Origin of the sequence: Streptomyces stelliscabiei, assembly GCF_014873495.1 — a bacterium.
GTDB lineage: Bacteria > Actinomycetota > Actinomycetes > Streptomycetales > Streptomycetaceae > Streptomyces > Streptomyces bottropensis.
In genome coordinates this window covers 9,961,370-9,984,086 of record NZ_JADBGF010000001.1, presented here as the reverse complement: position 1 = coordinate 9,984,086, position 22,717 = coordinate 9,961,370, and the positions used below count along the sequence as shown (strand labels likewise).

Sequence of the window (22,717 nt, the reverse complement as noted above, 5' to 3'; positions counted from 1 at the left end):
GCATGCAAATGCCGGTGAAATGACGGAACAGAAAACTCGTACGGGCGAAATTATATGACAACAATTTTCTGCGTCCACTGGTGTGGTTGCATCCACTGGGACGATCAGCCGCTGTTGGCCGCCGTGATCAAAGCCTGCGAGCCGGTGGAGGTAACCGTGGAATTCATCACCGGAGCGGTTACGGTCTCCTGCAGTTGAGCATGTTTTGCTCAGACCTTCAATCAGACGGTGGCGAGGAACGCCCGCACGCGCTCAAGCAGCAGCCCGGATGCCTCCGAGTCGAAGGCCTCGAGGGAGGCGTCGGTGAACAGGTGCTGTTCGCCGGGGTACACGAACAGCTCTGCCGCCGATGCGGACTTGGCCAACTCGCGTGCCGCGGGCAGGTCTTCCTCGAAGAACTCGTCGCCCTCTTTGCCGTGGATCTGTACCGGCACACTGTCGGGCCAGGAATCCCCGTACTCGGTGACGGGGATGCAGGAGTGCATCAGCAGTGCTCCACGTGCGCCGGGCCGCGTCTGTGCGAGCCTCTGGGCGATCGTCACGCCGAACGAGAAGCCGGCGTACACCAGTTCTGGGCCGAGTTCCTCGGCGGCTGCCGCACCACGTTCCCTGAGAGTGTCGAACCCGGTCTCCCGCGCGAACCCCATGCCCTCCTCAAGACTGCCGAAGGTGCGGCCCTCGAACAGATCCGGAGTGTGTACGGTGTGGCCGGCTTGTCGCAGGTCGTCGGCGAACGCCCGCACCCCGTCGGTCAAGCCCTGGACGTGATGGTAAAGCAGCACCTCAGCCATGTTTCGCGGTGTCCTTCGCCTGTTGATCGACTGTTCCGCCAAGGCACCAGGACGCTGGTACCTCATTCAGCACCCGAGCCTCTCACAGCGCCTGCGGGCATGGCAGGCGGTTCACCTCCAGGCCCCGCACACGAATCGGTTCCGCCGTCGAGAACGGGCTGGCCGACACCATGATTCGCTCACGGCAGTAACAGCCGTTACTCAGGCGGGATTTGAGTACCCAAGCTCATACCCGGTGCCCGCTGCGCGGCCAGTATGGGTGCACGGCGCCACCGAGAGCGCCGGTGTGATCCAGCTGAGCTTGTCAGGGGAATCTCTCATGTCGCGTCGTATCGCCTTGTCCGTGACCGCCGGTGTCGTCGTCCTCGCCGGGGCCGGCGCTTTCTCCCTCGCCTACGCCGGGGGCCAACCTCCGGCGCTGGAGCACAGCAAGGCCCGCTACACCGCTCCCGACGGCGACCGCGTCGGCTCGTTGACCTTCACCACTGTCGTCACGGCGTCCTCCGACGTCAAGAGTGTGAAGGTGCTGGCATGGCCGGCGAACTCGTCCTTCGCGAAGAAGGGACTGACCGCGAAGGACATGGCCGCCGCCGAGCGGGCCGTGTGCGAGCCTTCGGGCGGGGACACCGAGCGGTGCACCTACAAGCTCACTGTCACCCGCGCCGATGCCGAGGGATCCCCTCAGGGCCGGTGGCACGTGGCTGTCCTGGCCACCGCCGAGAACGGCGACACGACGCTGGACACCAAGGCAGCCGATTTCACGGTGGGATGATCCAGGCGGGCGGGTGATCGTGGCACGGATGCGATACTGGTCACTGATCCCCGCCTGCGAAGTGGCGCAGCCGGACAACCCGTGCGGTCCTATGCGGCTGTGGCCCTGACCGGCCATGCCCCACGGTCCAGCAGGTCGAGGACGAGTGCGGCGATGTTCCACGCGTCGTCCTCACCGCGGTGATGGCGTCCCTCGAGCGGCAGTCCGGCGATCCGTAGGGCCTGGGCCATGCCGGGTTTCCTGCCCAACCCGTACGCCGCGGTGAACACGGCCTTGGCATTGGTGTGGGTGCGCTCCGTCGGATAGCCGAACGGGTACGCCACCCCGTCGGCCTGACTCTGCCGAGCGAATTGCCGCCGGTCGTACTCTCCCCAGCTCGCCCAGGGGCGCTCCCCCGCCTCGTACTCCTCGACGAGGATCCGGCATGCCTCGGCGAAGGTGACGCCACGGTCCACCTCGGCTTGCGTGAGACCTGTCAGTTCAGTGCAGAAGTCACTCACCGTCGACCGGACAGGGCGAACCAGGACACGGTGCCGGGACACCCGGCGCCCGGCCGACACGTCCACGACGGAGAGACCGATCTCGATGATCTCGTTCACGGAGCCGGGCGGCGGCTGTCCGTCCCAGCAAGTGGCTTCCACATCAATGACGTTCAGCAGGGAGGATTCGTGGTGCATGGGGACGAGGGTAGGGAAATGCTCCGGATCCCAGCACCTCATTTTCTGGTGAGAAGGGGTGAGAACACCTCGGTTGTGGGGCGCCTTCGGTCGAGGCGGACGAGCAACCGTTGCTGAGTCCGTAGTCAGGTCTCAGCATTCCGGGCATTTCGGCCCGGAAGGTCCGCCACATCACCAGAGCTTCAGGGGCTCGGCTTGAGTACGGTCTCTCGCTTCCTCCTGCCGCTGCTGCGGCAGGGTTGCGCCACCTGCCCGCCCCGCACTCGCCTTGCGGCGGGTGCGGGTGGCGCGGGTCTTCTGGTCGGCTCCACGAGGCTTCGACACCGCCGGGGCGGTGTCCTGGTCTCCGGCCACTTCGGTACCAGTCACACAGGCCGCCACGAGGGCGGCGAGGTTGAGTGCGGCGTTGTCGTCCCGGTCGATGACCAGGCCGCAGGCGTCGCATGCGTAGGTCCGGACGTGCAGCGGCAGCGTGGCTTTCACCGCGCCGCACCCGGAACTGGTCTTGGAAGAGGGGTACCAGCGGCTCGCCACGATGGTGCGGGTGGCGTGGCGCCGGCGGTTCTTGTAGTCGAGCTGGCGGCGGATCTCGCCGAATCCGGTGTCGGCGATGCGGCGGGCCAGGCGCCGGTTCTTCAACATGCCGGCGACGTTGAGGTCTTCGATCACGACGGTGCCGTACTCGGCCGCAACGGCGGTGGTGAGCTTGTGCAGGGCGTCTTCGCGGAGGTTCGCGACCCGGTGGCGGACCTTGTTGCGGGCGGCGTTGGCCTTCTCCCAGCGGCGGGAGGGCTGCTGTCCGGTGCGCCGGTCGGGACCCTGGCGGCGGGACACGACGCGGGAGGCGCGGCGCAGTTGCCTGCGCGCGGCGTCGTAGTGGCCGGGACCGGGCGCGGTGCGGATCTCGCCGGTGCTGTCGGCCATGACCGCGAGGGTCTTCACCCCGAGGTCGATACCGACCGCCATGTCCGGCCGGGCGACGCGCTTGAGGTCGCGTTTGACCTCGGCCTGGAAGCACCGGCGACGGTGGTGAGCACGTTCGGGGCACCGGAGGCCACCGTACGTCCGGTGGTGTCGAGGTTGTCCCGGTGCTGGGTGTGGCTGATCAGGACGGCGTCGAGAGAGGGCGGTCGCTCGGGCATCAACGCCGGGTCGGCGGTCTTGCGCGGTCGGACCGGGCCGTCCTGGTACTCGGTGCCGGCGGCGTCGAAGGTCGGGTCGGTCAGCAGCGTCCAGCCGCCCAGGCGGATCAGCGCGGTGGGGCCGCCGAGCACCGTCGATCAGGGGTGACTCTGACCGAGCTGCTTTCTGTCGGGAAGTACATGGCTTGAGGTGAGGTGAGGTGAGCGCTTGCGGGAAAGCATGCGAGGCGACGTCCGAGATCCCGCCTGCCCCAGCAGGAAGCTGTTCGACCTGGTCACCGCCCGGTGGGCCACCCTGGTCCTGGTCCACCTCATCGACGGCCCGCAACGCTGGTCCGAGCTGCGCCGGCGGGCCGGCAGCGACAGCGACAGCGACAAGATGCTCGCGCAGACCCTCCGCGACCTCGAAGCCGGTGGACTGATCACCCGCACCGTGCACCCCAGCGGCTCTCCGACGGTGCAGTACCTCCTGACCGACCTCGCTCGCGGCGCCACCGCCGCACCGCAACACCCGCAGAACGGGCCGAACAGCACACCAGCGGCTACGCCCACCGCCGACAGGCCCACACGCCCCACCCATACCCCTGAAAGGCAGGCTCGGGCGTGCGCGCCTCACCGTGCTCCCGTCCCGCGGCGCATGTCGTCCGGCTCCAGCCCCGGAGGCCGTAGCCCGCGAGCCGCTCTAGTGTGGAATCAGCCGCTGGCGACCAGCCCTGACGGGCACGGCTGTCCGGACGGAGGCGTGGCGCGTGGAGATGGCCGACAAGAAAGACGCTCCCACTGCCGTTGCCGTGGTGGACCCGGACGGCACGGTGAGTGGCTGGAACGAAGGGGGCCGACAGCTGCTGGGCTGGACGGCCGAGGACACCGTCGGCCGCCCGGTGGCCGACCTCCTGGTCGATCCGCCGCCCGGCTTCCCCGCGGGCTACGGCGCCGGCCCCTCGGAGTTCCTTCCCCTGCGCCATCGGGACGGCTCCACAGTGGACGCCGTGGTGGCCGCTCAACCGCTGTTCGGCCGCGACGGGCGGGCACCGGGCCACGTGGTGACCTTCCAGCGTTGGGCACGCCGTCCGGTGATCGCCGACCGGGCCTTCGAGCAGTGCCCCTTCGCTCTGGGCGTCTACGACCCTGAGCTGCGGTTCTTGTGGATCAACGCCTCCTCGGGCCGGGTGATAGCGCACTCCGAGGAGCAAGTGCTTGGGAGGAAGTACCGCGAGGTGCTGCCCGAATTCGACCGCACGCTGTTTCCCGAGAGGGACGACAAGCCCTACACGGACAAGCTCTCCGAGGTGGCGAGGACCGGCGAGCCCGCGCGTCTGATCACCGTCTTCCGCCCTCGCGGAAGTGACTACGCCAATGCCTGGGCCACCAGCATCTGGCCCGTCCGAGACGGCGAGGGCAGGGTCCGCGCGGTCGCCAACTGGGGATTCGACATGAGTGCCGAGTACTGGGCCCGGCAGCGGCTGCTCATCCTCAACGAGGCCGGCGGCGGTATCGGCCGGACACTCGACGTGATCGGCACCGCCCAAGAGCTGGCCAGGGCCCCGGTGCCGGGATTCGTCGACCTCGTCAGCGTGGATCTCTTCGACGAGGTGCTGCACGGGGAGGAACCACCCGCGGTGTCGGCGTTCGTCCCCGGCGAGACGATCAGGCTCAGCCGTGCCGCCCAGCACAGCGCGCAGGAGAACACCGACCGGGCACCGGGGCGATCCGTCACGCATGTTCCCGGTTCCGCCGCCGCCCGCTGCCTGGGCACCGGCACGTCCACGGTCGAACTTGCCGCTGAGCCCGGCCAGGGCGGCGAGTGGGCCTTCGGGCCCGGACTCGCCGCCGACCCGGCCCACTGGCCACCAGGCAACCCGGTGATCGACGAATCCCTCGGCGCGGACGGACTGACCGGCCGGATCACCGTGCCGCTCCGGGCACGCGGTGTGCTGCTCGGTGTCGTGGCCTTCTGCCGTCTGGACCGGCCGGAGGCCTTCACGGCGGACGACCTGATCCTCGCCGAAGAGCTGACCGCCAAGGCAGCCGTGGCCATCGACAACGCCCGCCGGTACTCGCGCGAGCGCACGACCGCGTTGACCTTGCAACGCAGTCTGCTGCCGCAGGGGCTGCCGAAGCAGGAGGCACTCGACGTGGCATCCCGCTACTTGCCAGGCGGGACCGGTGCGGAAGTGGGCGGTGACTGGTTCGACGTGATTCCGCTGTCCGGTGCCCGTGTCGCCCTCGTCGTCGGCGATGTCGTCGGTCACGGCCTGCACGCCTCCGCCAGCATGGGCCGACTGCGCACGGCCGTACGCACTCTCGCAGACGTCGACCTGCCGCCGGACGAGCTGCTGACCCACCTGGACGACCTGGTCCTCCACCTCGCCAGCGACCATCAGCCCACCGGCCACTTCCAGCCGACCGGCGAGACCGGGGCCACCTGCCTGTACACCGTCTACGACCCGGTCTCCCGGCGCTTCACGCTGGCGAGCGCCGGCCATCCCCTGCCGTTGATCATCTCCCCGGACGGCGCCCGGGTCCCGGTGGCCGCACAGCCGGGACCGCCGCTCGGCATCGGTGGGCTGCCCTTCGAGGCCACCGAGCTCCAGCTGCCCAAGGGCAGCCTGCTCGCCCTGTACACCGACGGGCTGGTGACAAGCCGCGACCGGGACGTCGACGAGGGGGTCGCCGAACTGCAGCAGATGGTCACCCACTCGGTCACGTCGCTGCAGGCCGTGTGCGACACGGCGATGGACGCCATGCTCTCCGCGAGCCGCACCGACGATGCCGCTCTGCTGCTCGCTCGCACTCACGCGCTGGATCCCGAGCACGTCGCCGACTGGGACGTCGAGCCGGACACCGCGCAGGTGCCGCACGCCAGAAAGTTCGCCGTCGACCAGGTGGAGGCCTGGGGGCTGGAGGAGACGGCCTTCGTCACCGAACTGGTCGTCAGCGAGCTGGTCACCAACGCCATCCGGTACGGTCAGCCGCCGATCAGGCTGCGACTGATTCGCGACGCCTCCCTGATCTGCGAGGTCTCCGACGCCAACACCTCGGCTCCGCACCTGCGCCGGGCCCGCGCCTTCGACGAGGGCGGCCGGGGTCTGTTGCTCGTCGCCCAGCTCACCCAGGGATGGGGCACCCGGCACACGACCGACGGCAAGACCATCTGGTGCGCGCAGGCCCTCCCCTAGCCTGAGCCGCAGCCGCACTGTCGCGGTCGCGGTCGCGGTCGCGGTCGCACTGCCCCGGTCGCGGCAGGTGCCGCCACGTGCTCTCCAGCAGTGCCTGCCGCGAGAGTCAGTCCGTCACTTGTAGATCTCGCCGGGCTCGGCCTCGGCCGGGGCGAGCAGTTGGGAGACGGTCACGAGGGTGTAGCCCTGACTGCTGAGCGCCTTCAGGACGGAAGGCATGGCCGGCATGGTGCCCTTGTGCAGCGGGTGGAGCAGGATGATTCCGTCGCGGTCGGCGCCCGCGAGTACGCGCTTGGTGATCAGCGCGGTGTCGTCCGTCTCGTAGTCCTTCGCGGTCACGGTCCACAGCACCTGCGCCATCCCCATGTCCTTCGAAATCCGGGAGACGCGGTCGTCGGTGCGGCCCTGGGGCGGGCGCATCAGCGTCGGCTCGCTGCCGGTGATGCTGGAGATGGCCCGTGCGGTGCGGCGCAGCTCGTCGCGGATCTGCGTATCGGAGACGTCGGTCAGCACTGCGTGCGTCCAGGTGTGGTTCCCGATCTCGTGGCCCTCCTTGGCGATCCGCCGCACCACGTGCGGGAACGTGTGGATGCGTCGGCCTTCGAGGAAGAACGTCGACGGCGCCTTGTACTCCTTCAGAAGGTCCAGCAGTCGGCCGGTGGGTTCGCCCGGATTGCCGTCGAAGGTGAGCGCGATGCACTTGGCTTTCCGGCAGTCCACCTGTCCAGGTAACGCGCCTGGTCCGGATGCGGCCGCTTGGTCACGTTCCTCGCGCGGGGAGAGTGTCTCCAACTTGTTCGCCTGGATGACCAGGACGACGGTCAAGGTCACGGCCGCCACCGCGGCCAGGGTCAGGGGTATGAGTAATCGAAGCCGCCTTTTCAGGATCTTCATCCCAAGGAGAAGATTGCAGCGGCGGAAGGGTTGCCCAGCGGCCTCGATAGTGAGGCAGGACACATGGATGTACTGTGCTTCAGGTGCCCGCGTGAGGACGAAATCCCTCTTCCGGGCGGCGTGTTGCAGCCGGTCGCTCAGGAGCTTCACTTCAGTGCCGAGCAATCGCTCCTGCACCACGGGGAGTTCTCGCTGAAGCACGGCACACAGGAGACGTGATCCGTGAACGGGTGATCCTTTCAGTAATCGAGATCAAGATGGTCGATGTCGTTGATCTCCACGTCCGAGAGTCCCGTGGCGCGGCTTCCGCCGTCCTGGAAGTAGATGTCCTTGAGCCCCTCGGCGACGATTCCGCGCAGTCGGCGGTCACCGGCACCCTGCGCGCGGGCGTCGAAGAGGCGCTGCGCGTAGGCGGGTGGGAGGTGGACGGTGAGGCGGCGGAAGCGGCCGTCGTCAGTGGTCCCGACGGGCGCGGCGTACCCGAACCGGGCCCGGGTCTCCACGGTGATGCCACCCGTGGTGGCGGCCTGGCGCCGACGGCGTTTGCGGACCTGGGGCTGCCGGCGCTGCCGGACGGCCTCGTCGATTCCCGCGGCGATGTCCGGGCGGGCGTGCTAGCGGGCGCCGCGGCGGTAGCGGTTGACCGAGTCCGCTGTCACGCCGATCTCGGTCGCTACCGCGCGGGCACTGCCCAACTGGCGCAGCAGGTGATTGATCTGGCCCTTCAGGTGCTGGGTGGCTGCCGGGTGAAGCCTTCCCGGTCGGCGCGCTCGATCGCGTCATGGATCTCTCCGGCCATGGTCTACTCGCCCTCGTTCAGGACGGCCTCGCCGCCCTTGATGTGCCGGGCCGGGTTGAGGCCCCGTTCCATCAGGTCGACCGCCCAGGCCAGCGGCTGCACGCCCTCCAGCTTCGCCAGTCCCGGCGAGAGCCCGAGCCGGAAGGCTCCGGGCCGAGGCTTGCCGGACGCGTCGTAGGGCAGGAAGTCGAGGGGGCTCGGGCCCGGTGAGGGGTAGACGACGCAGTCGGACAGTACGGCGGGCGGGTACAGGCCGGTCATCTTCAAGCTCCTCGTGCCGCCACGGGCCCGCCGAGGTAGGTGTGCACCTCGGGCGATGCCAACAGCTCGACGAACGCCGCACGATCCCCGGCTTCGGACTCACGCGGTACAAGCCGCTCCGTCCTGATCGGGGCAGGCGGCCAGGCGCCGGCTCCGAGGTCAGTCATGACCATCAGCCAATCAACTGAGTCGGCGGCGATCAAGGCTCGCGGGCCGACCGGCGAAAGCTGACGACACCTGCGACGGAGACGATCCCGGACCAGGTGGCGGCATCATCCGCCGGCAGAACGCCAGAACCCGGTGTTCCGATAGCGCCACCAGTACAGGGCAGTTCGATCGTCGGGCCATGGGGCCAGCGACAGGTCTTTCGGCTCGAACTGGTCACGCTCGGGATCGATGGGGCGCCAACTCGAGTCCAACGGCTCGTGGTCCTCGGGCGGGCGGACGTGCTCCACGGCGCGTTCCTCACAAGCTCCGAAAGCCTGGTGGTTCTTCTGAGCTTCCATCAGCGAAGGCCGGTTCGCACCGCCCCAGTAGCCCGGCCAGCGAAGCTGGACGGCGTCGTCCTCCCAGAAGCACACCGGACAGATCTGATAGGAGCCCGGCGGCTCATCCATCGTCAGATGGCCGCAGCAGACGCAGGGATATCTCAGTACCACACGGGTGATCCTGCCCGGCCCCGCGACGGCAACCAACTCGATTTCCAGCGAGCCGACATCGAGGCTCATGAGGCCACCGCCGCTCTGCCAGGACCGCCCGAGGTCGGTATGACCCACCACTACCGGCCGCCTGCCTGCTCCGCTTCCTGGAGCACCACAGGCTGCGCTCTCGGTGAGCGGTCTCCCGGTGTGGCGCTGTCCAGAAGCTCGGCTCCCCGCCACGGGGCTGCGGTCGGCTGACACAGTGATCGTCTCGTACGGCTTCTGGAAGCGCGTGGGAATGCCGGACTCGGCGCGCACCGACCCCGGCCTCAGCATCAGCACCGAGGGCGATCGCCGATGCCGTCGTCACGTGCGGCCTTCCTCGGACACCACGCCGGTGAATGACTCGCGTCGGTCCGATTTCCCGTATCCCCGAGGCAGGAGAGCCCATGCCCGCCGCAGACAACAAGGCACTGGTGGTCGCGTTCTACGAGCAGGCGTTGAACGACTCGCAACCGGAGCAGGCCGCCGCCCACCTCGGCGAGACCTACCGCCAGCACAACCCGGAGGCGCAGGACGGCCAGGAGGCCTTCGTCGGCTACGTCCACTGGCTGCGCGGTCAATTCCCCGAACTGCGGCTGGACATCAAGCGCGCGATCGCCGAAGGCGACCTCGTGGTCACACACAGCGACCTGCATCTCAAGTTCGGCGACCGGGGCATGGCCGTCGCGGACTTCTGGCGCGTTGTCGACGGGAAGATCGTCGAACACTGGGACGTGGTGCAGGAGGTGCCCGAGAAAAGCGCCAACGACAACACCATGTTCTGAGCCCGGTCCGGCACCCGGAACAAACGACGACGGGCGTCGGCGAAGTCGACGCCCGTCGTCAGGATCGCCAGGATCGTCAGACGGCGATGATCTGCCACTGCTGCCGCGTCAGCGACGCATACGGCTGCTGCTCGATCTTCGCCCCGTCGGCGGTGCTGCCCTCGTCCACGGCCAGGCAGAGCCCGCTGTAGCGGTTGATGAGGAAGTAGTAGCCGTCACCGGTGGGCGTGACCGCCCACTGCTGCTGGGGGGCGTCGGCGTCCGACCAGATGTCGACGTAGCCACCGTCGTCGCGGGAGAGCGCGCCCACCTCCAGTAGCTTGCCGCTGCCCGCACCCTTGATCTTGTAGTAGCCGTCGCCGGTGTTGGCGAGGGTCCATTTCTGGTTCGCCGCGTTGAGCCACGGCCACTGCAGGAGGTGGGTGTCGTTCGCGGTGCCTCCGCCCTCCACGTCGGCGACCTTGCCGCTGTTGCGGTTGACCAGCCGATAGACGGTGGCGTTGCCGGGCAGCGTGGTGGACACCAGTGACGGCTTGGCCGTCCGGCCGCCGATGTGGACGCCGCCGACGTTGGCGTAGCCGCCGGTGGCCGCGGTGGCCCGGATCCGCACGAAGCCCACGTTCCGTGCGGGCCATTCGGCCACCTTGGTGGCGCGGTTGCCGGCCCAGGTGCCGGTGGCGACCTGGGTGAAGTTCGCGCCGTCGGTGCTGGTGGAAATGGTGTACGAGGTGATGTCGCCGTCAGTGGAGTCGTTGCGGTTCCACTGCTTGGGCAGGTACTCCAGAGTGGAGACGTTGCTCCATACCCCGCCCAGGTCGATGGTGATCGAGTGCGGCAGGGCCGAGGACAGTCCCCATGTCGACCAGCAGGTCTCGTACCCCTTGTCGCTCAGCCCGTCCATGGCGTTGAGCGGCCCCTCGCCGGTGCGGAAGCCGGTCGCGTAGGCGCTGACGGGTGCCACGGGGTGCTCGGCGCGCAGCATCTGGGTCGGCAGCGCCGGCCGGGAGGTGTTGGGGCTCCATGCCGCGCCGACCTCGGCGAGCCGGTTGACGATGTTGGTGTCCAGCTTGCCGTTGCGGTTGGGCGGGCAGTTGAGGATGAACGAGGTGTACTTCGGTTCCAGGTCCGCCAGATGGGACAGGATCGCGCCCTTGCTCATCAGGCCCTCGGTGGGCGTGGAGGGATGCCAGAACCACCCGTTGCTGATCGTCTGCCCCTGCGTGGCGGCGTAGGTGTTCCCGGCCGGGGCGGAAACCCCCAGCGGCTCCTCGAAGTAGATCGCGTCACCGAGGAACGGCACCGACAGCGCACCGTGGTCGATCATGACGATGTCCGGCTGGAGCGACTTCACGTGTTCCCGGATCCGCTGGTAGGAGAGGGCTTGTTGCCCCATCTGCCATGCGTAGCCGTCGGTGACGAACAGGTCGATGGTGCCGTAGTTGGTGAGCAGTTCGGTGATCTGGCCCAGGATGAACGTCATGTCTCCGGGCTGGATGGCGTCCGTTGGCTCGAGACCGGACACCCCGTGTCGGCTCTCCCACGCCTCGACACCGAAGGTTCGGTCCCAGATCGAGTAATAGAGGCCGACCTTCAGCCCTTTCGCCCGGAAGGCGTCGCAGTACGCCTTCACCACGTCCTGCCTGTAGGAGCTGTTCGCGACGTTCTGGGTGCCGTAGGCGCTCGGCCACAGCGCGAAGCCGTCATGGTGTTTGGTCGTCAGGATGCCGTAGCTCATCTTCGCCGCTGCTGCGGCCGCCGCCCACTGGGCACAGTCCACGGCGGTGGGCGCGAACAGAGCGGGGCTCTGATTCGGGGCGGCCCACTCCTCGTTGGTGAACGTGCCCAGGTTGAAGTGGTTGAACATGCCGAACCGCATGTTCACCAGGTTGCTGAGATTGGTCTGGGTGTCCGCGGCGGCCGCCTGCGTCAGCAGGGGCGACCACGCGGGAAGCACGGGCAGCGCGGTGCCGGCCACAGCGCCGCCCGCGGCACCCAGCAGCGCGCGACGGGACGGTCTTCCTGATGACATGGGCGTACTCCCGGTTCGGGTGGCTCCGATGGGTCGGAGTGCAGCACTGGGTGACAGCCGGAGGGTGTTCGGCCGGCCGGCAGGCCTAGTTGACGCGGCGGACTTCCTCCGGGCCCTCAGGCGCCGGATGTTACGCATGAAGTTCAGTGATATGACGCCCCGATGTCAATGAGTACGGGGATGAAAGCGCTCCGATCAAGAACAAAGAGAGTCCAATATGATGGCAAAGTTGCTTTATGCGCCTTATATACATGCCATGTTTTCACGAACTTCCGGCGGCACCGCACACCGGCAGCTTCCGTCCGCGCCACCCCAGCCAGAGAGACAGCTACCGCCGTCGGTAACCCAAGTGCCCACGACGCGTCTCCTGGATAGAGTCGGGCCATGCCCGAGCTGCAACAGCTGCACGCCGCCCACGCCCCGGCGGTCCTGGCCTTCGAACTCGAGAACCGCGCGTACTTCGCCGCCTCGATCTCCGACCGCGGCGACGACTACTTCAACCAGTTCACCGACCGGTTCCACGCCCTGCTCGCAGAGCAGGAAGCCGGCGTCTGCGCCTTCTACGTCCTCCTCGCCGACGACGGCTCGGTGATGGGCAGGTTCAACCTGATCGACTTCGAAGACCACAGCGCGATACTCGGTTACCGGGTCGCTCAGCACGCCGCCGGCCACGGCGTGGCCACCGCCACGGTCCGAGAGCTGTGCCTGCTCGCGGCGTCCCGGCACGGGCTGCACACCTTGCGGGCGGCCGCCAGCCACGACAATGCCGCATCTCAGAGGGTGCTGGCCAAAGCGGGGTTCACCTCCGCCGGCCCGGCCGACCCCGCACACCTCGGCGGAAAGCAAGGAACCTGGCACGAACGAAAACTCCTGCACCAGCCGTAGAAGCGACCGCACTTGAGGCTTGAGGCCAACCGAGAGACAGCCGCGGCCACCACTGACCGCCATGAGCCGCAAGTGACCATCCTCGGCCGCAAGTCTTGGCGGCCGCCGCCTCGACGGCCCAGGCGCGCTGGACAGTCTTCGACGACGACGCTCGGCGACCTCCCCGATCCCCCGTCAGCGGCTTCACTTCTCGCCTCACCGTCAACGACCCCAGGAGACGACGCAGGCGAGCCGCATGCCCTCTGCTATGTGCGCCGCCTGCGACTTTCGTTGAGGTGGGCGATCTCTTCGACCAACACGGCATTCAGCTGGGCCCGCGCGGCGCGAACCCGCTCCAGGACCTCCAGAACCTCGTGCCGTGACGGGACCGTTGACTGGGCAGCGCTGCGCAGGAGTCCGGGCCGTAGATGGCCGCGAGGCCGGCGATGCCGGCTCCCCCGAGAGCCCCCAGCAGTCCGTATACCGTGCCCGTGTCGAGGAGCGCAAGATCCTCCTCAAGGCCCGCGCCCTCATGCGCGAGCAGGTCAAGCCGCTGGTGAACGACAACTGGGCCAAGGGCGAGTTCCCCACGCAGCTCATCGGCCTGTTCCGCGACGGCGGCCTGGCCGGACTGCCCTATGAGGGCTACGGCGAGCACAGGCCCGCCACGAGCAACCTCCTGTCCGGCATGCTCGCCCTGGAGTTGGCCCGTACCGACGCCTCGGTGTCGACCTTCTTCGGCGTGCACAACCGCCTGGCCATGTACGCCATCCACTCCGGCGGCGCCCAGGAGCAGCGCGACCGCTGGCTGCCGGCGATGGCCGCGATGGACAAGATCGGTGCCTTCGCGATGACCGAGCCCCTCGGCGGCTCCGACGTCGCCGGCGGCATGCGCACCACGGCCCGGCGCGAGGGCGACAGCTGGATCCTGAACGGCGCCAAGAAGTGGATCGGGAACGCCACCTTCGCCGACTACGTCGTCGTGTGGGCGCGGGACGTCGACGACAACCACGTCAAGGGCTTCGTCGTCGAGAAGGGCACCCCCGGCTTCGCCCCGGAGAAGATCGAGCACAAGGTCGCCTTCCGCATCGTCGAGAACGCCGAGATCACCCTGACCGACGTCCGTGTCCCGGAGGCCGACCGCCTGCGGCGCGTCAACTCCTTCCGCGACGTCGCCGAGATCCTGCGCGCGACCCGTGCCGGGGTGGCCTGGCAGGCGCTCGGCGTCATGACCGGCGCGTACGAACTGGCCCTGGACTACGCCCGGGAGCGTGAACAGTTCGGACGTCCCATCGGTGGTTTCCAGCTCGTGCAGGACCTCCTGGTCAAGAGCCTCGGCAATCTGACCGCCTCGTGGGCCATGCTGGTACAGCTCGCCCGCCTCCAGGACGCCGGCATCTTCCGTGACGAACACTCCTCCCTGGCCAAGGCGTTCGTCACCTCGCGCATGCGCGAGGTCGTGGGCTGGAGCCGGGAGATCTTCGGCGGCAACGGCATCCTCCTGGACCACGACATCTTCCGGTTCTTCGCCGACGCCGAGGCGATCTACTCCTTCGAGGGCACCCGCGAGATGAACACCCTGATCGTGGGCAAGTCGATCACCGGCCAGAGCGCCTTCGTGTGAGGCACGGCGCGACCCGCACCAGCGGCGAATTCCAGCCGCGACCGAGACGCGGCGGCCTCCCGGTGGACCGCGCCCCGCCCGTCACCGCCCCGGGGCCATGAGCCCCGGGGCATTCTTCGGCCACCCTCATTCACCGACCTGGGTCAACTCCCCACACCGACCAGGTCATGCGCCTTCTCGCCGCTCCTCCTGAGGATCCGCCCGATGCTCCCGCTCACCGGCCGCGCGAGGGCCCGCCAGTTCCCGCTGCCTGGCAGTCAGAGCCCTCGCCAGCATCTTCGCCCGGTAGGGGTTCTCCCTGCTGAGGGCCTTCGCCACCTCCACCGCCTCGTCCAACAGGGCCAACCGCCTCTCAGGCAGCTCCCGCACCAGGGGCGACGTGCTCGCCTCCACCAGGACGTACGCCAGCTTCGACCCGTACACCTCCGGCTCGACCTGCGTCAGAAGGCGGTAGATCCACAGCCCCTCGGCACCACGCACCACTCGCCGGTTGGCGCTGAGCAGCCTGACCCTCGCCTGCACAACCATGTCCTGATCCATCGATCCCCCTTCGTCCCCCCACACACCCGGCCGATGCACGTCACACGGCGAGACGGCACAGCGAAAGCGCCGACAACCGAGAGAGGCTGCCGACAGGTTGGCCGGAGAGTGGATGACGACGAGTCTGGCGCGCGGTCCCAGCTGCCACAAGGTCGAACGGACGTGCCGTGTGTCCTACCAAAACCGCCTCCGAACAGCCATGATGGACCTGACACTCACTCGTCGCATCCGTCCCCGTGGCCCGGCGCGTTGCGCGCGGCAGTCCGACCTCAACTGTCCGGAACCATGCCTCTCGACAGTCATGCGGCACATTGACCCCACGGTGCCGTCGCGGTTGCATGCTCGTGGTCCCGCGGTGGGGAGCCGGCGAAGGACCACATCCTGTCTTGGGGGGACATTGAGGGGGAGCACGAACCGGAGCGCCAGGGCGCGTCGTCGCCGACCACGGTGACCCTCGTCGCGGCCGCCGGTGCCACCCTCCTGCTGCTCGCGATCGTCCTGCCGGCCGGCTCCGCCCCGCCACGATCGTCCTCGTCGCCCTGCTCGGTTTCTTCGGCCTCGGCGCCAACCCGGTCCTGATGGCCCTGGCCGTCCGTCACGCCGGCAAGGTGGGGATCAGAGTGAGGGCGGCGATGGCGGTGCCCACCACGGCGGCCCGCCTCCTCGGCCCGCAGGATGTCGGCCCAGCAGTGCGCAACGTGCGTCGAGCCTGCCGCCGCGGCTCGGCGGTGGCGGTGCAGGGCCAGGACGGTGGTCGGCGGGCCGGGATCCGCCCCGGCGAGAGCGTCGCCGTCCTCGGCCTGGGCCCGATCGGGCTCCGCCTTCGTACGCAACGGCCGCCTGCACGTCATCGCCCACAACGCGCTCGGCCGGGCCCTGCACACGCCGATGTTCGACAGCCCCACGACCGACAAGGGCGGCCGTCCCAACTTCGCCCGCTACCACTTCCTCGACCCCGGCTCGCGGGATTTCTTCGTCGACTGGGACGCCGGCGCCACCGCGACCGTCGCGTTGCTGCGTGCCGAGGCAGGGCGTGAACCGCACGACCGCGCCCTGCGCGAGCTGATCGGCGAACTGTCCACGCTCAGTGCCGACTTCCGCACCATGTGGGCCGCGCACGACGTCCGTATCCGCCACGAGGGCACCAAGCGACTGCGGCACCCCGAGGTCGGCCCCCTGGAGCTGACCTACCAGTCGCTGGCCCTGCCCGTCTCGCAGCGGGCCGTGCACGACCTGAGCCTCCACACCGCCGAACCCGGCAGCACCTCCGAAGAACGCCTCCAGCTCCTCGCCAGCCTGGCGGCCACGGCCGCTCCCGTCCGGACCACGAAGCCCACCGACCAGCTGCGCTGAACGGCCGTGGGACGGCGGCGTGGTCCCGCGTGGAGGGGGCCGGTCATCGGGTTGGGGAACGGTCGGCCGTGGCGGACTCTTGGCGCCCGCCCGCGCCGATGCGTACATGTGTCCAGTTTTGTGCCGCACGGTTTCCGCGAGCGCCTCCCCATGTGCCGTGAGCGGGCGGGCGGGGCACTACGATCGCCCGCGTGTCCTGCGTGGCCCGGGTGCCGCATAGGGGGGTCTTGCGGCGTTGTTGGGTTGAGGGAGCGTCATGACGGGGCGAATGCTGGCGGGTCGCTACGAGTTGGAGGTGCTGCTGGGGCGCGGGGGCATGGGCGAGGTCTGGGTCGCGCACGACACCCGTATACAGCGGCGGGTGGCGGTCAAGCTGCTCCAGCCGCACCTGGAGGGCGGTGAGGGGACCCGGCTGTTCTTCCGCGAGGCGCGGACGGCCGGTGGCCTCAACCACCCCGGCATCGTCACCGTCCACGATCTGGGCGAGGACACGGACGGCACGCTCTTCCTGGTCATGGAGATGCTCTCGGGCCGGGATCTGTCGACGGTGCTCCGCAAGGACGGCCCGCCGCCGGTCGCCGACGCGCTCGGCTGGACCGCCCAGGCGGCGGATGCCCTGGCCGCCGCCCATGCCGCGGGCATCGTGCACCGCGACCTCAAGCCCGCGAACCTGATGCTCACCGACGCCGGCCTGCTCAAGATCCTCGACTTCGGCATCGCGCGCTACGCGGCCACGACCACGGCGAGCAGCGCGGTGGTGGGGACCGTGGCCTATATGCCACCGGAGCGGCTGGCCGGGCGGCCGGGTGACGGTCGGGCGGACCTCTACGCACTGGGCTGCGTGCTGTACGAACTCCTCACCGGTGAGCGGCTGTTCGGGGATCTGGAGACCGCCGCACTGCTGGTGGCCCACTTGCAGCAGGTGCCGACGGCGCCCAGCCAGGTGCGTCCGGGGCCGGGACCGGAGGTGGACGCGCTGGTACTGGAACTGCTGGCGAAGGATCCCGATGACCGTCCCGCCACGGCCGCCGAGGTCCGTGACCGCCTGCGTGCCGCCCTGCCCACCTCCCCGCGATCCGCGCCGGACGCCGCGACGATGCCCGCCGGTCCGGTCGCGCCGGACGCCATGACGGTGCCCGCCGGTCCGGGCGCGGCGACACGGCCGGCCACTCCCGCGCGACCTCGCCGGCCGGGACCGGGCGGAGCACCGGATGGACCGCCCGGAGCGCCGAATGGAGGGGCCGGGCGCGGCCCGGCGGTCGACGAGGGCGCCCAGACGGCCGTCCGCACCGTCGCCGCGTCCACCCCGACCGCGCCGACGTGGGCCACCGCGCCCCGGGGACGCTCGGCAGCCGACTCCGTGACGTTCGGAATTCCGACATGGGCCACGCAGACGGGCCCGGCCTCACCTCCGACGCCCGGCGGCACCCCTTTCACGGATCCGGTGTCCGTCTCGGTCACCGTCGGGCCGCGGGCGCGGCGCGCCCGCCCCTGGGCCCCGATGCTGGCGGGTGGTCTGGCAGCCGCGGTCGTGGTCGCGGGTCTCGCCGCCGGCGGGATGGCCCTGGCGTCGGGCCTCACCGGCTTGTACAGCGGCGCCGAATCCGAGGACTCCCCTTCGGGCGGCAACCGATGGACCTTCGCCACCACCGGAGCCGTCAAGTCGGCGCCCGTGGTGGCGGGCGACACCGTCTACGTCACCAGCAACGACCGCAAGGTGTACGCCCTGGACGCGGCCACCGGCGCCCGCAAGTGGGCCTACCGCACGGGCGAGGCGATCGAGGCCTCGCCGTTCGTGTCGGGAGGCACGGTCTACGTCGGCAGCCGCGACGGCAAGGTGTACGCCCTGGACGCCGCCACCGGCGACAAGAAGTGGGCCTACACCACCGCGTCCGGGGTCGAGTCCACACCGGTCGAGGCCGGCGGCACGGTGTACGTCGGCAGCGGCGACGCCCAGGTGTACGCCCTGGACGCGAGGACCGGCGCCCGGAAATGGGCGCACCGGACCAAGGGCGCCGTCGAGACCCGCCCCGTGGTGGCGGGCGGGACGGTCTACGTGGGCAGCGGCGACTACAAGGTGTACGCCCTCGACGCCGCCACCGGCGACGAGAAGTGGACGTATCCGACCCGCGACTGGATCGAGTCGGCACCGGTCCTGTCGGGTGACACCCTCTACGTCGGCAGCCGGGACAAGACGCTCTACGCCCTCGACGCGGCGACCGGCGCGGAAAGGTGGTCCGTCGCCAGCGGCGACTGGCAGGGCTCCGCCCCCGCGGTGGTCGGCGACACCGTCTACGTCTCCGGGGAGGGCGAACTGATGGCCCTGGACGCGAAGACCGGCCGCCGCACATGGGAGAGCACCTCCGTCGGCTACGGCACCCCCTACGGCCCGGTGGTGTCCAAGGGCGTCGTGTACGTGGTCAGCGGCGACCACGTGTACGCGGTGGACGCGACCACCGGCGACACGAACTGGAATGCGACCACCACCGCCCTGGCCGGCTCCGCGCCTGCCGTGGCCGACGGCACGGTCTATGTGGGCGACGACGAGGGCAAGGTGTACGCCATCAGCAAGGACGGGGACTGAGACCGACGGCCGCGCCCGGCGCGCCTTCGACGATGTGGCAGCCTGGCTGGTGGGCTACCCCATGACCGCACGAGCCGCGTCGAGAGAAGCCAGCCGGTTGGCCTCCAGGTAGTCCCGCACACTCTCGCCGTCGGGCAGGCCTTCCCACACGGTTCGGTTGAGGTCGAGGAAGTACGCCCGTGCCGCGTCGTGCACGGGCAGGGGGAACTGGACGCGGATGAGTCGTTCCGCGACCCACAGCCTGTTCATGACGTCCTGGGTCGTCAGGTACCAGTCGTGGGTGTCGTCCCACTCGGAAGGTCGGCTGAACGCGGAGCGTTCTGCCTCGGCCGCCACCTCGATGAACCGCTCCAGCAGCGCCAGCCGTTCCGCGCGCCGGGCCTCCGACAAGGAGATCTGCTGTCGTTGCTGTTCGGCGCGTTCCGCCGAAAGCTGAGTTCTGTGCTGGCGATCGCCGACGCCGGCTGTCGGGGCACCTGCCCGGCCATCCCGCACCGCCACGAACGCGTGCCTTGCATCGCCACAGGTCCGAGCCCGCGTCGAGCACGTCTTCGCCCGGATGAGGAGCTGGAAGATCCTTCGCGACTGCAGCCTGAGGGCGATGGCGAGTTGACCGACCGTGCCCTCCCGCACAGGCGATCATCTACGGGACAGCAACTGGCGCTGCGCTCCGCAGAGGTTCGCTTCTCAGCGCAGTTGCTCGGCCAGTCCGACGATGATGCCCTCCGGACCGCGGACGTAGCACAGCAGATAGCTGTCCTCGAACCGGGCGATCTCTCCGACGAGTTCGGCGCCGTGAGGGCGCAGGCGGGCGACGGTGTCCTCCAGGTCGTCGACGGCGAACATGACGCGGTGCGTGCCCAGGATGTTGTGGGGCCGGTTGCGCGGCTCGTCGCCGGTCGCCGCAGGGCTGCGGTACTTCGCCAGTTCGATCCGGCTGTGACCGTCCGGGGTCCGGACCATCGCGATGTCGCACCGGACGCCGTCCAGCCCGGTGCACCGGTCGGCGACGAGGCCCTCGACCTCCGCCCTGCCCTCCAGCTCCATACCGAGTTCGACGAAGAACGCGATGGCGGCATCCATGTCCTCGACGACGATGCCGACGTTGTCCATCCGCTGAATCGCCATGCCGGATCCTCCCTCGTTCCCGTGCGGCCGGTGGTGCCCGCCGTCGCTCCTGGGACGGAGCGGCCGGCACGTTCTCGACATCCTCACACCACCGAACCCGAAAGCCTGGATCGCACCCGGAACGACACGACAGCAGACCCGGGAGCCTCGCGCCAGCAGCGGCGTTGCGTGCAGCGCAGGCAGCCGCTCGCGAAGACGCTCAGCCACAGTGTGGCGTCCTACTCTCACGACGCAGCGCTTTCAGCGTCAGCAGCGCCCTGAACTTCGCCACGTTCAAGGACCAGGAACTGGTCCGCGGGCGTACCCCCGCGTTCGACGACGTCGCCGCCGCTGTGACCACAGTGAGCGTCGTCGCCGTGACACCCGATGCCCAACCGTCTACTTCGTCGGCGAGACGGTCTACCAGGTCTTGAGACTCTCCGAAGCAGCGGAGCGGCGCAGGCCTGCCTCACCACGACCCACAACCGCCCACCGGACACCCAGCTCAAGGCGCGCAGTCACGGACCTCGTCAGTCGGCGGCTCCTGCTCGGGTCGGCCCGAGGGGTGGGACCTGGGAACGGGCGGAGTGCGGCAATAAATGGCGTGCGGCCGCTCGCCGCTTCGACTAGCGTGCGTGTCCGACGCCTTCCGATGCGCTGTGCCCCGGTTACTTCCTTTCTGAAACCGCAACACCACCCCGGTGCCACTCTTGATCTCGGAAGGCGTCTCTCCTTCTTCCAGGAACGTCTCCCAAGGGACCTTCTGCATGCCCCACTTCAACCGTCAGCGAGCCAAGTCCGAAGCCCGGAGCGAGATCCAGGCGGAGATACCGGGCCTGACCGCCGGCGGAGCGACCTCGTCGCTCTCCACCCACGGCCGGTGGCTGTTCACCCCGTCCGCCACCACACCGGGCCTGCGGCCCCCGTCCGCGCACCGACTCCACAACCGTACGCACCAGGGTGGCGCCGCGTACGCCCGCACGCCCAAGATGGAACTCTTCCTGCTCGCCGTGGCCAACATGGTCGGCCATCACACCTTCTACGAGGACGCCGCCGCCCGCGACGAGCGCTACGAGCAGCTGGTGCGCACGCTCGCCGTCAGCGATCCGGAGTGGACCCTCGGCCTGCTGGGCTGGCTGCGCACCGAGGCCCACATGCGCACCGCCTCCCTCGTGGGCGCCGCCGAGTTCGTGCGGGCCAGGCTGGAGGCGGGGGCCGTCGGCTTCTCACGGCAGGCCGTGTCCGTCGTCCTCCAACGGGCCGACGAGCCGGGTGAGTTGCTTGCGTGCTGGACGTCCCGGCACGGGCGCGGAATCCCGCAGCCGCTCAAGCGCGGAATCGCCGACGCCGCACGACGTCTGTACACCGGGCGCGCGCTCCTCAAGTACGACACCGCCTCCCGCCCCTACCGCTTCGGCGACGTCGTCGAACTCACCCACCCCTCCCCCGACCCCCGCCGTCCTTGGCAGGGTGACCTGTTCAAGTACGCGATCGACCGCCGCCACCACCCCGACCGCGCTCTTCCCCCGTCCGGTGAGACGCTGCTCGCCGCACACCGGGAGCTGCTGGCCGTACCGGTCGAGGAACGGCGTGCCCTGGTCACCGCACCGGGCGGCGATGAGCGGTTGAGCGCGGCAGGGATGACCTGGGAGTCGGTGGCGGGCTGGCTGCAGGGGCCACTCGACGCGGCGGTGTGGGAGGCGCTGATCCCCTCGATGGGGGCGATGGCACTCGTACGCAATCTGCGCAACCTCGACCAGGCCGGCGTGAGCGACCGGGTCGCCGCCGAGGTCGCCGCGCGGATCTCCTGCCCGGACGAGGTGCGCCGCTCGCGGCAGTTCCCGTTCCGCTACCTGGCAGCCCATCGCAACGCGCCCTCGCGCCGCTGGGAGAAGGCCCTGGAGACAGCACTCGGACACTCCCTGGCCAACGTCCCCGAACTGCCCGGCCGCACGCTGATCCTGGTGGACCGGTCGGGCTCGATGTTCGACCAACCCAGTGAGCGCACCCAGCTCAACCGGGCGGATTCGGCGGCCATCTTCGGTACGGCGTTGGCGCAGCGGGCCGCGCGGGCCGACCTGGTGGAGTTCGGCTCGGACAGCCGTCGCGTCGAACTCGTCCCGGGTGAGCCGGTACTGCGCGTCCTGGATCGCTTCCATGACCTCGGCGGCACCAATACGGCCCTGGCGCTCAGGCGGCACTACGACCGTCACGACCGGGTGGTCGTGGTGACCGACGAACAGGCCGGGCCCAGTCAGTGGTCCAACCCGCTGCAGGCGATCCCTCTCCGCGTCCCCGTCTACACCTGGAACCTGGCCGGCTACGCCCCGGCCCACGCGCCGTCCGGCCCGCACCACCACACCTTCGGCGGCCTCAGCGACGCCGCGTTCCGGCTGATCCCACTCATCGAAGCCGGCCGGGACTCCGAGTGGCCGTGGGAGACGGCTTCGTAGCCCTCCTGGGCTTGGACTGCGAACAGGGTCGGAGAACCAAGTGGGGCACTCTCTTCCCGCTCCGCGCGGCCACCATGTCGCGGCAGGTGACGATGCCGAGCATCGCCGCCCCACGACCACATCGCGGACACGTGCCAGGACCTGCCTGCCCGCGGCGCTCCCCCGGCCCGGGCGTCGGGA

The 22,717-nt window shown here is 69.5% G+C and carries 18 protein-coding genes and 5 pseudogenes; 10 read left to right on the top strand and 13 right to left on the bottom strand.

What is annotated here, in order from left to right; all coding sequences use genetic code 11:
* Positions 1 to 221: 221 nt before the first annotated feature.
* The gene (locus H4687_RS43585) at positions 222 to 791 is read right to left on the bottom strand and encodes a dienelactone hydrolase family protein (RefSeq protein WP_046914808.1); all 570 of its coding nucleotides are present in this window, start codon (positions 789 to 791) and stop codon (positions 222 to 224) included.
* Between the two features lie 319 nt (positions 792 to 1,110).
* On the opposite strand from H4687_RS43585, the gene H4687_RS43580 reads away from it, so the two are divergent.
* Positions 1,111 to 1,563 carry a DUF5707 domain-containing protein gene (locus tag H4687_RS43580; protein WP_046914809.1) on the top strand — a complete coding sequence of 151 codons (453 nt, stop codon included), beginning with the start codon at positions 1,111 to 1,113 and terminating at the stop codon, positions 1,561 to 1,563.
* 89 nt (positions 1,564 to 1,652) lie between these two features.
* On the opposite strand, the gene H4687_RS43575 is transcribed toward H4687_RS43580, so the two are convergent.
* From H4687_RS43575 to H4687_RS47805, 3 genes are all read right to left on the bottom strand, one after another.
* Positions 1,653 to 2,240: a 3'-5' exonuclease gene (locus tag H4687_RS43575; protein WP_046914810.1), complete on the bottom strand. Its 588-nt coding sequence runs from the start codon at positions 2,238 to 2,240 to the stop codon at positions 1,653 to 1,655.
* Between the two features lie 171 nt (positions 2,241 to 2,411).
* Complete coding sequence (locus tag H4687_RS47810; RefSeq protein ID WP_233443464.1) at positions 2,412 to 3,206, bottom strand: transposase; 795 nt, start codon at positions 3,204 to 3,206, stop codon at positions 2,412 to 2,414.
* On the bottom strand, positions 3,179 to 3,514 hold the full coding sequence (locus H4687_RS47805; protein ID WP_233443465.1) for an MBL fold metallo-hydrolase: 336 nt from the start codon (positions 3,512 to 3,514) through the stop codon (positions 3,179 to 3,181). Before H4687_RS47805 ends, H4687_RS47810 begins: the two co-directional genes overlap by 28 nt.
* Before the next feature lie 88 nt (positions 3,515 to 3,602).
* Between H4687_RS47805 and H4687_RS43560 the strand changes: the two are divergent.
* A pseudogene (locus H4687_RS43560) lies at positions 3,603 to 3,809 on the top strand (winged helix-turn-helix transcriptional regulator); the annotation flags it as partial.
* Positions 3,810 to 4,137: 328 nt separating this feature from the next.
* Entirely contained in the window at positions 4,138 to 6,561 is a 2,424-nt protein-coding gene (locus H4687_RS43555; RefSeq protein ID WP_046914822.1) for a SpoIIE family protein phosphatase, read from the top strand.
* A 114-nt stretch (positions 6,562 to 6,675) separates the two neighbouring features.
* Here the strand turns inward: H4687_RS43555 and H4687_RS43550 are convergent, their stop codons facing one another.
* From H4687_RS43550 to H4687_RS43535, 5 genes and pseudogenes are all read right to left on the bottom strand, one after another.
* Positions 6,676 to 7,455, bottom strand: coding sequence for a polysaccharide deacetylase family protein (locus H4687_RS43550; protein WP_046914811.1), 780 nt, complete (start codon positions 7,453 to 7,455; stop codon positions 6,676 to 6,678).
* A 239-nt stretch (positions 7,456 to 7,694) separates the two neighbouring features.
* Positions 7,695 to 8,254, bottom strand: a pseudogene (gene tpg, locus H4687_RS43545) (telomere-protecting terminal protein Tpg).
* Between the two features lie 3 nt (positions 8,255 to 8,257).
* Positions 8,258 to 8,518: pseudogene (locus H4687_RS43540) on the bottom strand (telomere-associated protein Tap); the annotation flags it as partial.
* Positions 8,519 to 8,538: 20 nt separating this feature from the next.
* Positions 8,539 to 8,682: pseudogene (locus H4687_RS47105) on the bottom strand (GNAT family N-acetyltransferase); the annotation flags it as partial.
* 105 nt (positions 8,683 to 8,787) lie between these two features.
* The gene (locus H4687_RS43535) at positions 8,788 to 9,243 is read right to left on the bottom strand and encodes a CPCC family cysteine-rich protein (RefSeq protein WP_078907321.1); all 456 of its coding nucleotides are present in this window, start codon (positions 9,241 to 9,243) and stop codon (positions 8,788 to 8,790) included.
* A gap of 362 nt (positions 9,244 to 9,605) precedes the next feature.
* Here H4687_RS43535 and H4687_RS43530 point away from each other — a divergent pair, with 362 nt between their 5' ends.
* Positions 9,606 to 9,983 carry a nuclear transport factor 2 family protein gene (locus H4687_RS43530; protein WP_046914813.1) on the top strand — a complete coding sequence of 126 codons (378 nt, stop codon included), beginning with the start codon at positions 9,606 to 9,608 and terminating at the stop codon, positions 9,981 to 9,983.
* A gap of 76 nt (positions 9,984 to 10,059) precedes the next feature.
* On the opposite strand, the gene H4687_RS43525 is transcribed toward H4687_RS43530, so the two are convergent.
* Entirely contained in the window at positions 10,060 to 12,012 is a 1,953-nt protein-coding gene (locus tag H4687_RS43525) for an RICIN domain-containing protein (RefSeq protein ID WP_046914814.1), read from the bottom strand.
* Between the two features lie 384 nt (positions 12,013 to 12,396).
* Here H4687_RS43525 and H4687_RS43520 point away from each other — a divergent pair, with 384 nt between their 5' ends.
* A complete protein-coding gene (locus tag H4687_RS43520; protein WP_046914815.1) occupies positions 12,397 to 12,897 on the top strand; it encodes a GNAT family N-acetyltransferase in 501 nt (166 codons plus the stop codon).
* A gap of 487 nt (positions 12,898 to 13,384) precedes the next feature.
* Positions 13,385 to 14,500, top strand: a complete 1,116-nt coding sequence (locus H4687_RS43515) for an acyl-CoA dehydrogenase family protein (protein WP_046914824.1) — start codon at positions 13,385 to 13,387, stop codon at positions 14,498 to 14,500.
* Between the two features lie 165 nt (positions 14,501 to 14,665).
* On the opposite strand, the gene H4687_RS43510 is transcribed toward H4687_RS43515, so the two are convergent.
* Positions 14,666 to 15,028, bottom strand: coding sequence for a hypothetical protein (locus tag H4687_RS43510; RefSeq protein ID WP_225966996.1), 363 nt, complete (start codon positions 15,026 to 15,028; stop codon positions 14,666 to 14,668).
* A 762-nt stretch (positions 15,029 to 15,790) separates the two neighbouring features.
* On the opposite strand from H4687_RS43510, the gene H4687_RS43505 reads away from it, so the two are divergent.
* Together H4687_RS43505 and H4687_RS43500 are read left to right on the top strand one after the other, a co-directional pair.
* On the top strand, positions 15,791 to 16,393 hold the full coding sequence (locus H4687_RS43505) for an MmyB family transcriptional regulator (protein WP_233443466.1): 603 nt from the start codon (positions 15,791 to 15,793) through the stop codon (positions 16,391 to 16,393).
* A gap of 256 nt (positions 16,394 to 16,649) precedes the next feature.
* Positions 16,650 to 18,977, top strand: a complete 2,328-nt coding sequence (locus H4687_RS43500; RefSeq protein ID WP_046914816.1) for an outer membrane protein assembly factor BamB family protein — start codon at positions 16,650 to 16,652, stop codon at positions 18,975 to 18,977.
* 54 nt (positions 18,978 to 19,031) lie between these two features.
* Here H4687_RS43500 and H4687_RS43495 read toward each other — a convergent pair whose 3' ends face one another.
* On the bottom strand, positions 19,032 to 19,478 hold the full coding sequence (locus H4687_RS43495; RefSeq protein WP_373560597.1) for a hypothetical protein: 447 nt from the start codon (positions 19,476 to 19,478) through the stop codon (positions 19,032 to 19,034).
* Here H4687_RS43495 and H4687_RS47100 point away from each other — a divergent pair.
* Positions 19,410 to 19,575, top strand: a pseudogene (locus H4687_RS47100) (IS5/IS1182 family transposase); the annotation flags it as partial. The gene H4687_RS43495 and the pseudogene H4687_RS47100 sit on opposite strands and share 69 nt — an antisense overlap.
* An 89-nt stretch (positions 19,576 to 19,664) precedes the next feature.
* Here the strand turns inward: H4687_RS47100 and H4687_RS43490 are convergent.
* Positions 19,665 to 20,105 (bottom strand): VOC family protein, encoded by a 441-nt coding sequence (locus H4687_RS43490; RefSeq protein ID WP_046914817.1) that lies wholly within the window; start codon positions 20,103 to 20,105, stop codon positions 19,665 to 19,667.
* A gap of 746 nt (positions 20,106 to 20,851) precedes the next feature.
* Here H4687_RS43490 and H4687_RS43485 point away from each other — a divergent pair.
* The gene (locus H4687_RS43485; RefSeq protein WP_050398577.1) at positions 20,852 to 22,537 is read left to right on the top strand and encodes a TROVE domain-containing protein; all 1,686 of its coding nucleotides are present in this window, start codon (positions 20,852 to 20,854) and stop codon (positions 22,535 to 22,537) included.
* Positions 22,538 to 22,717: the final 180 nt, after the last annotated feature.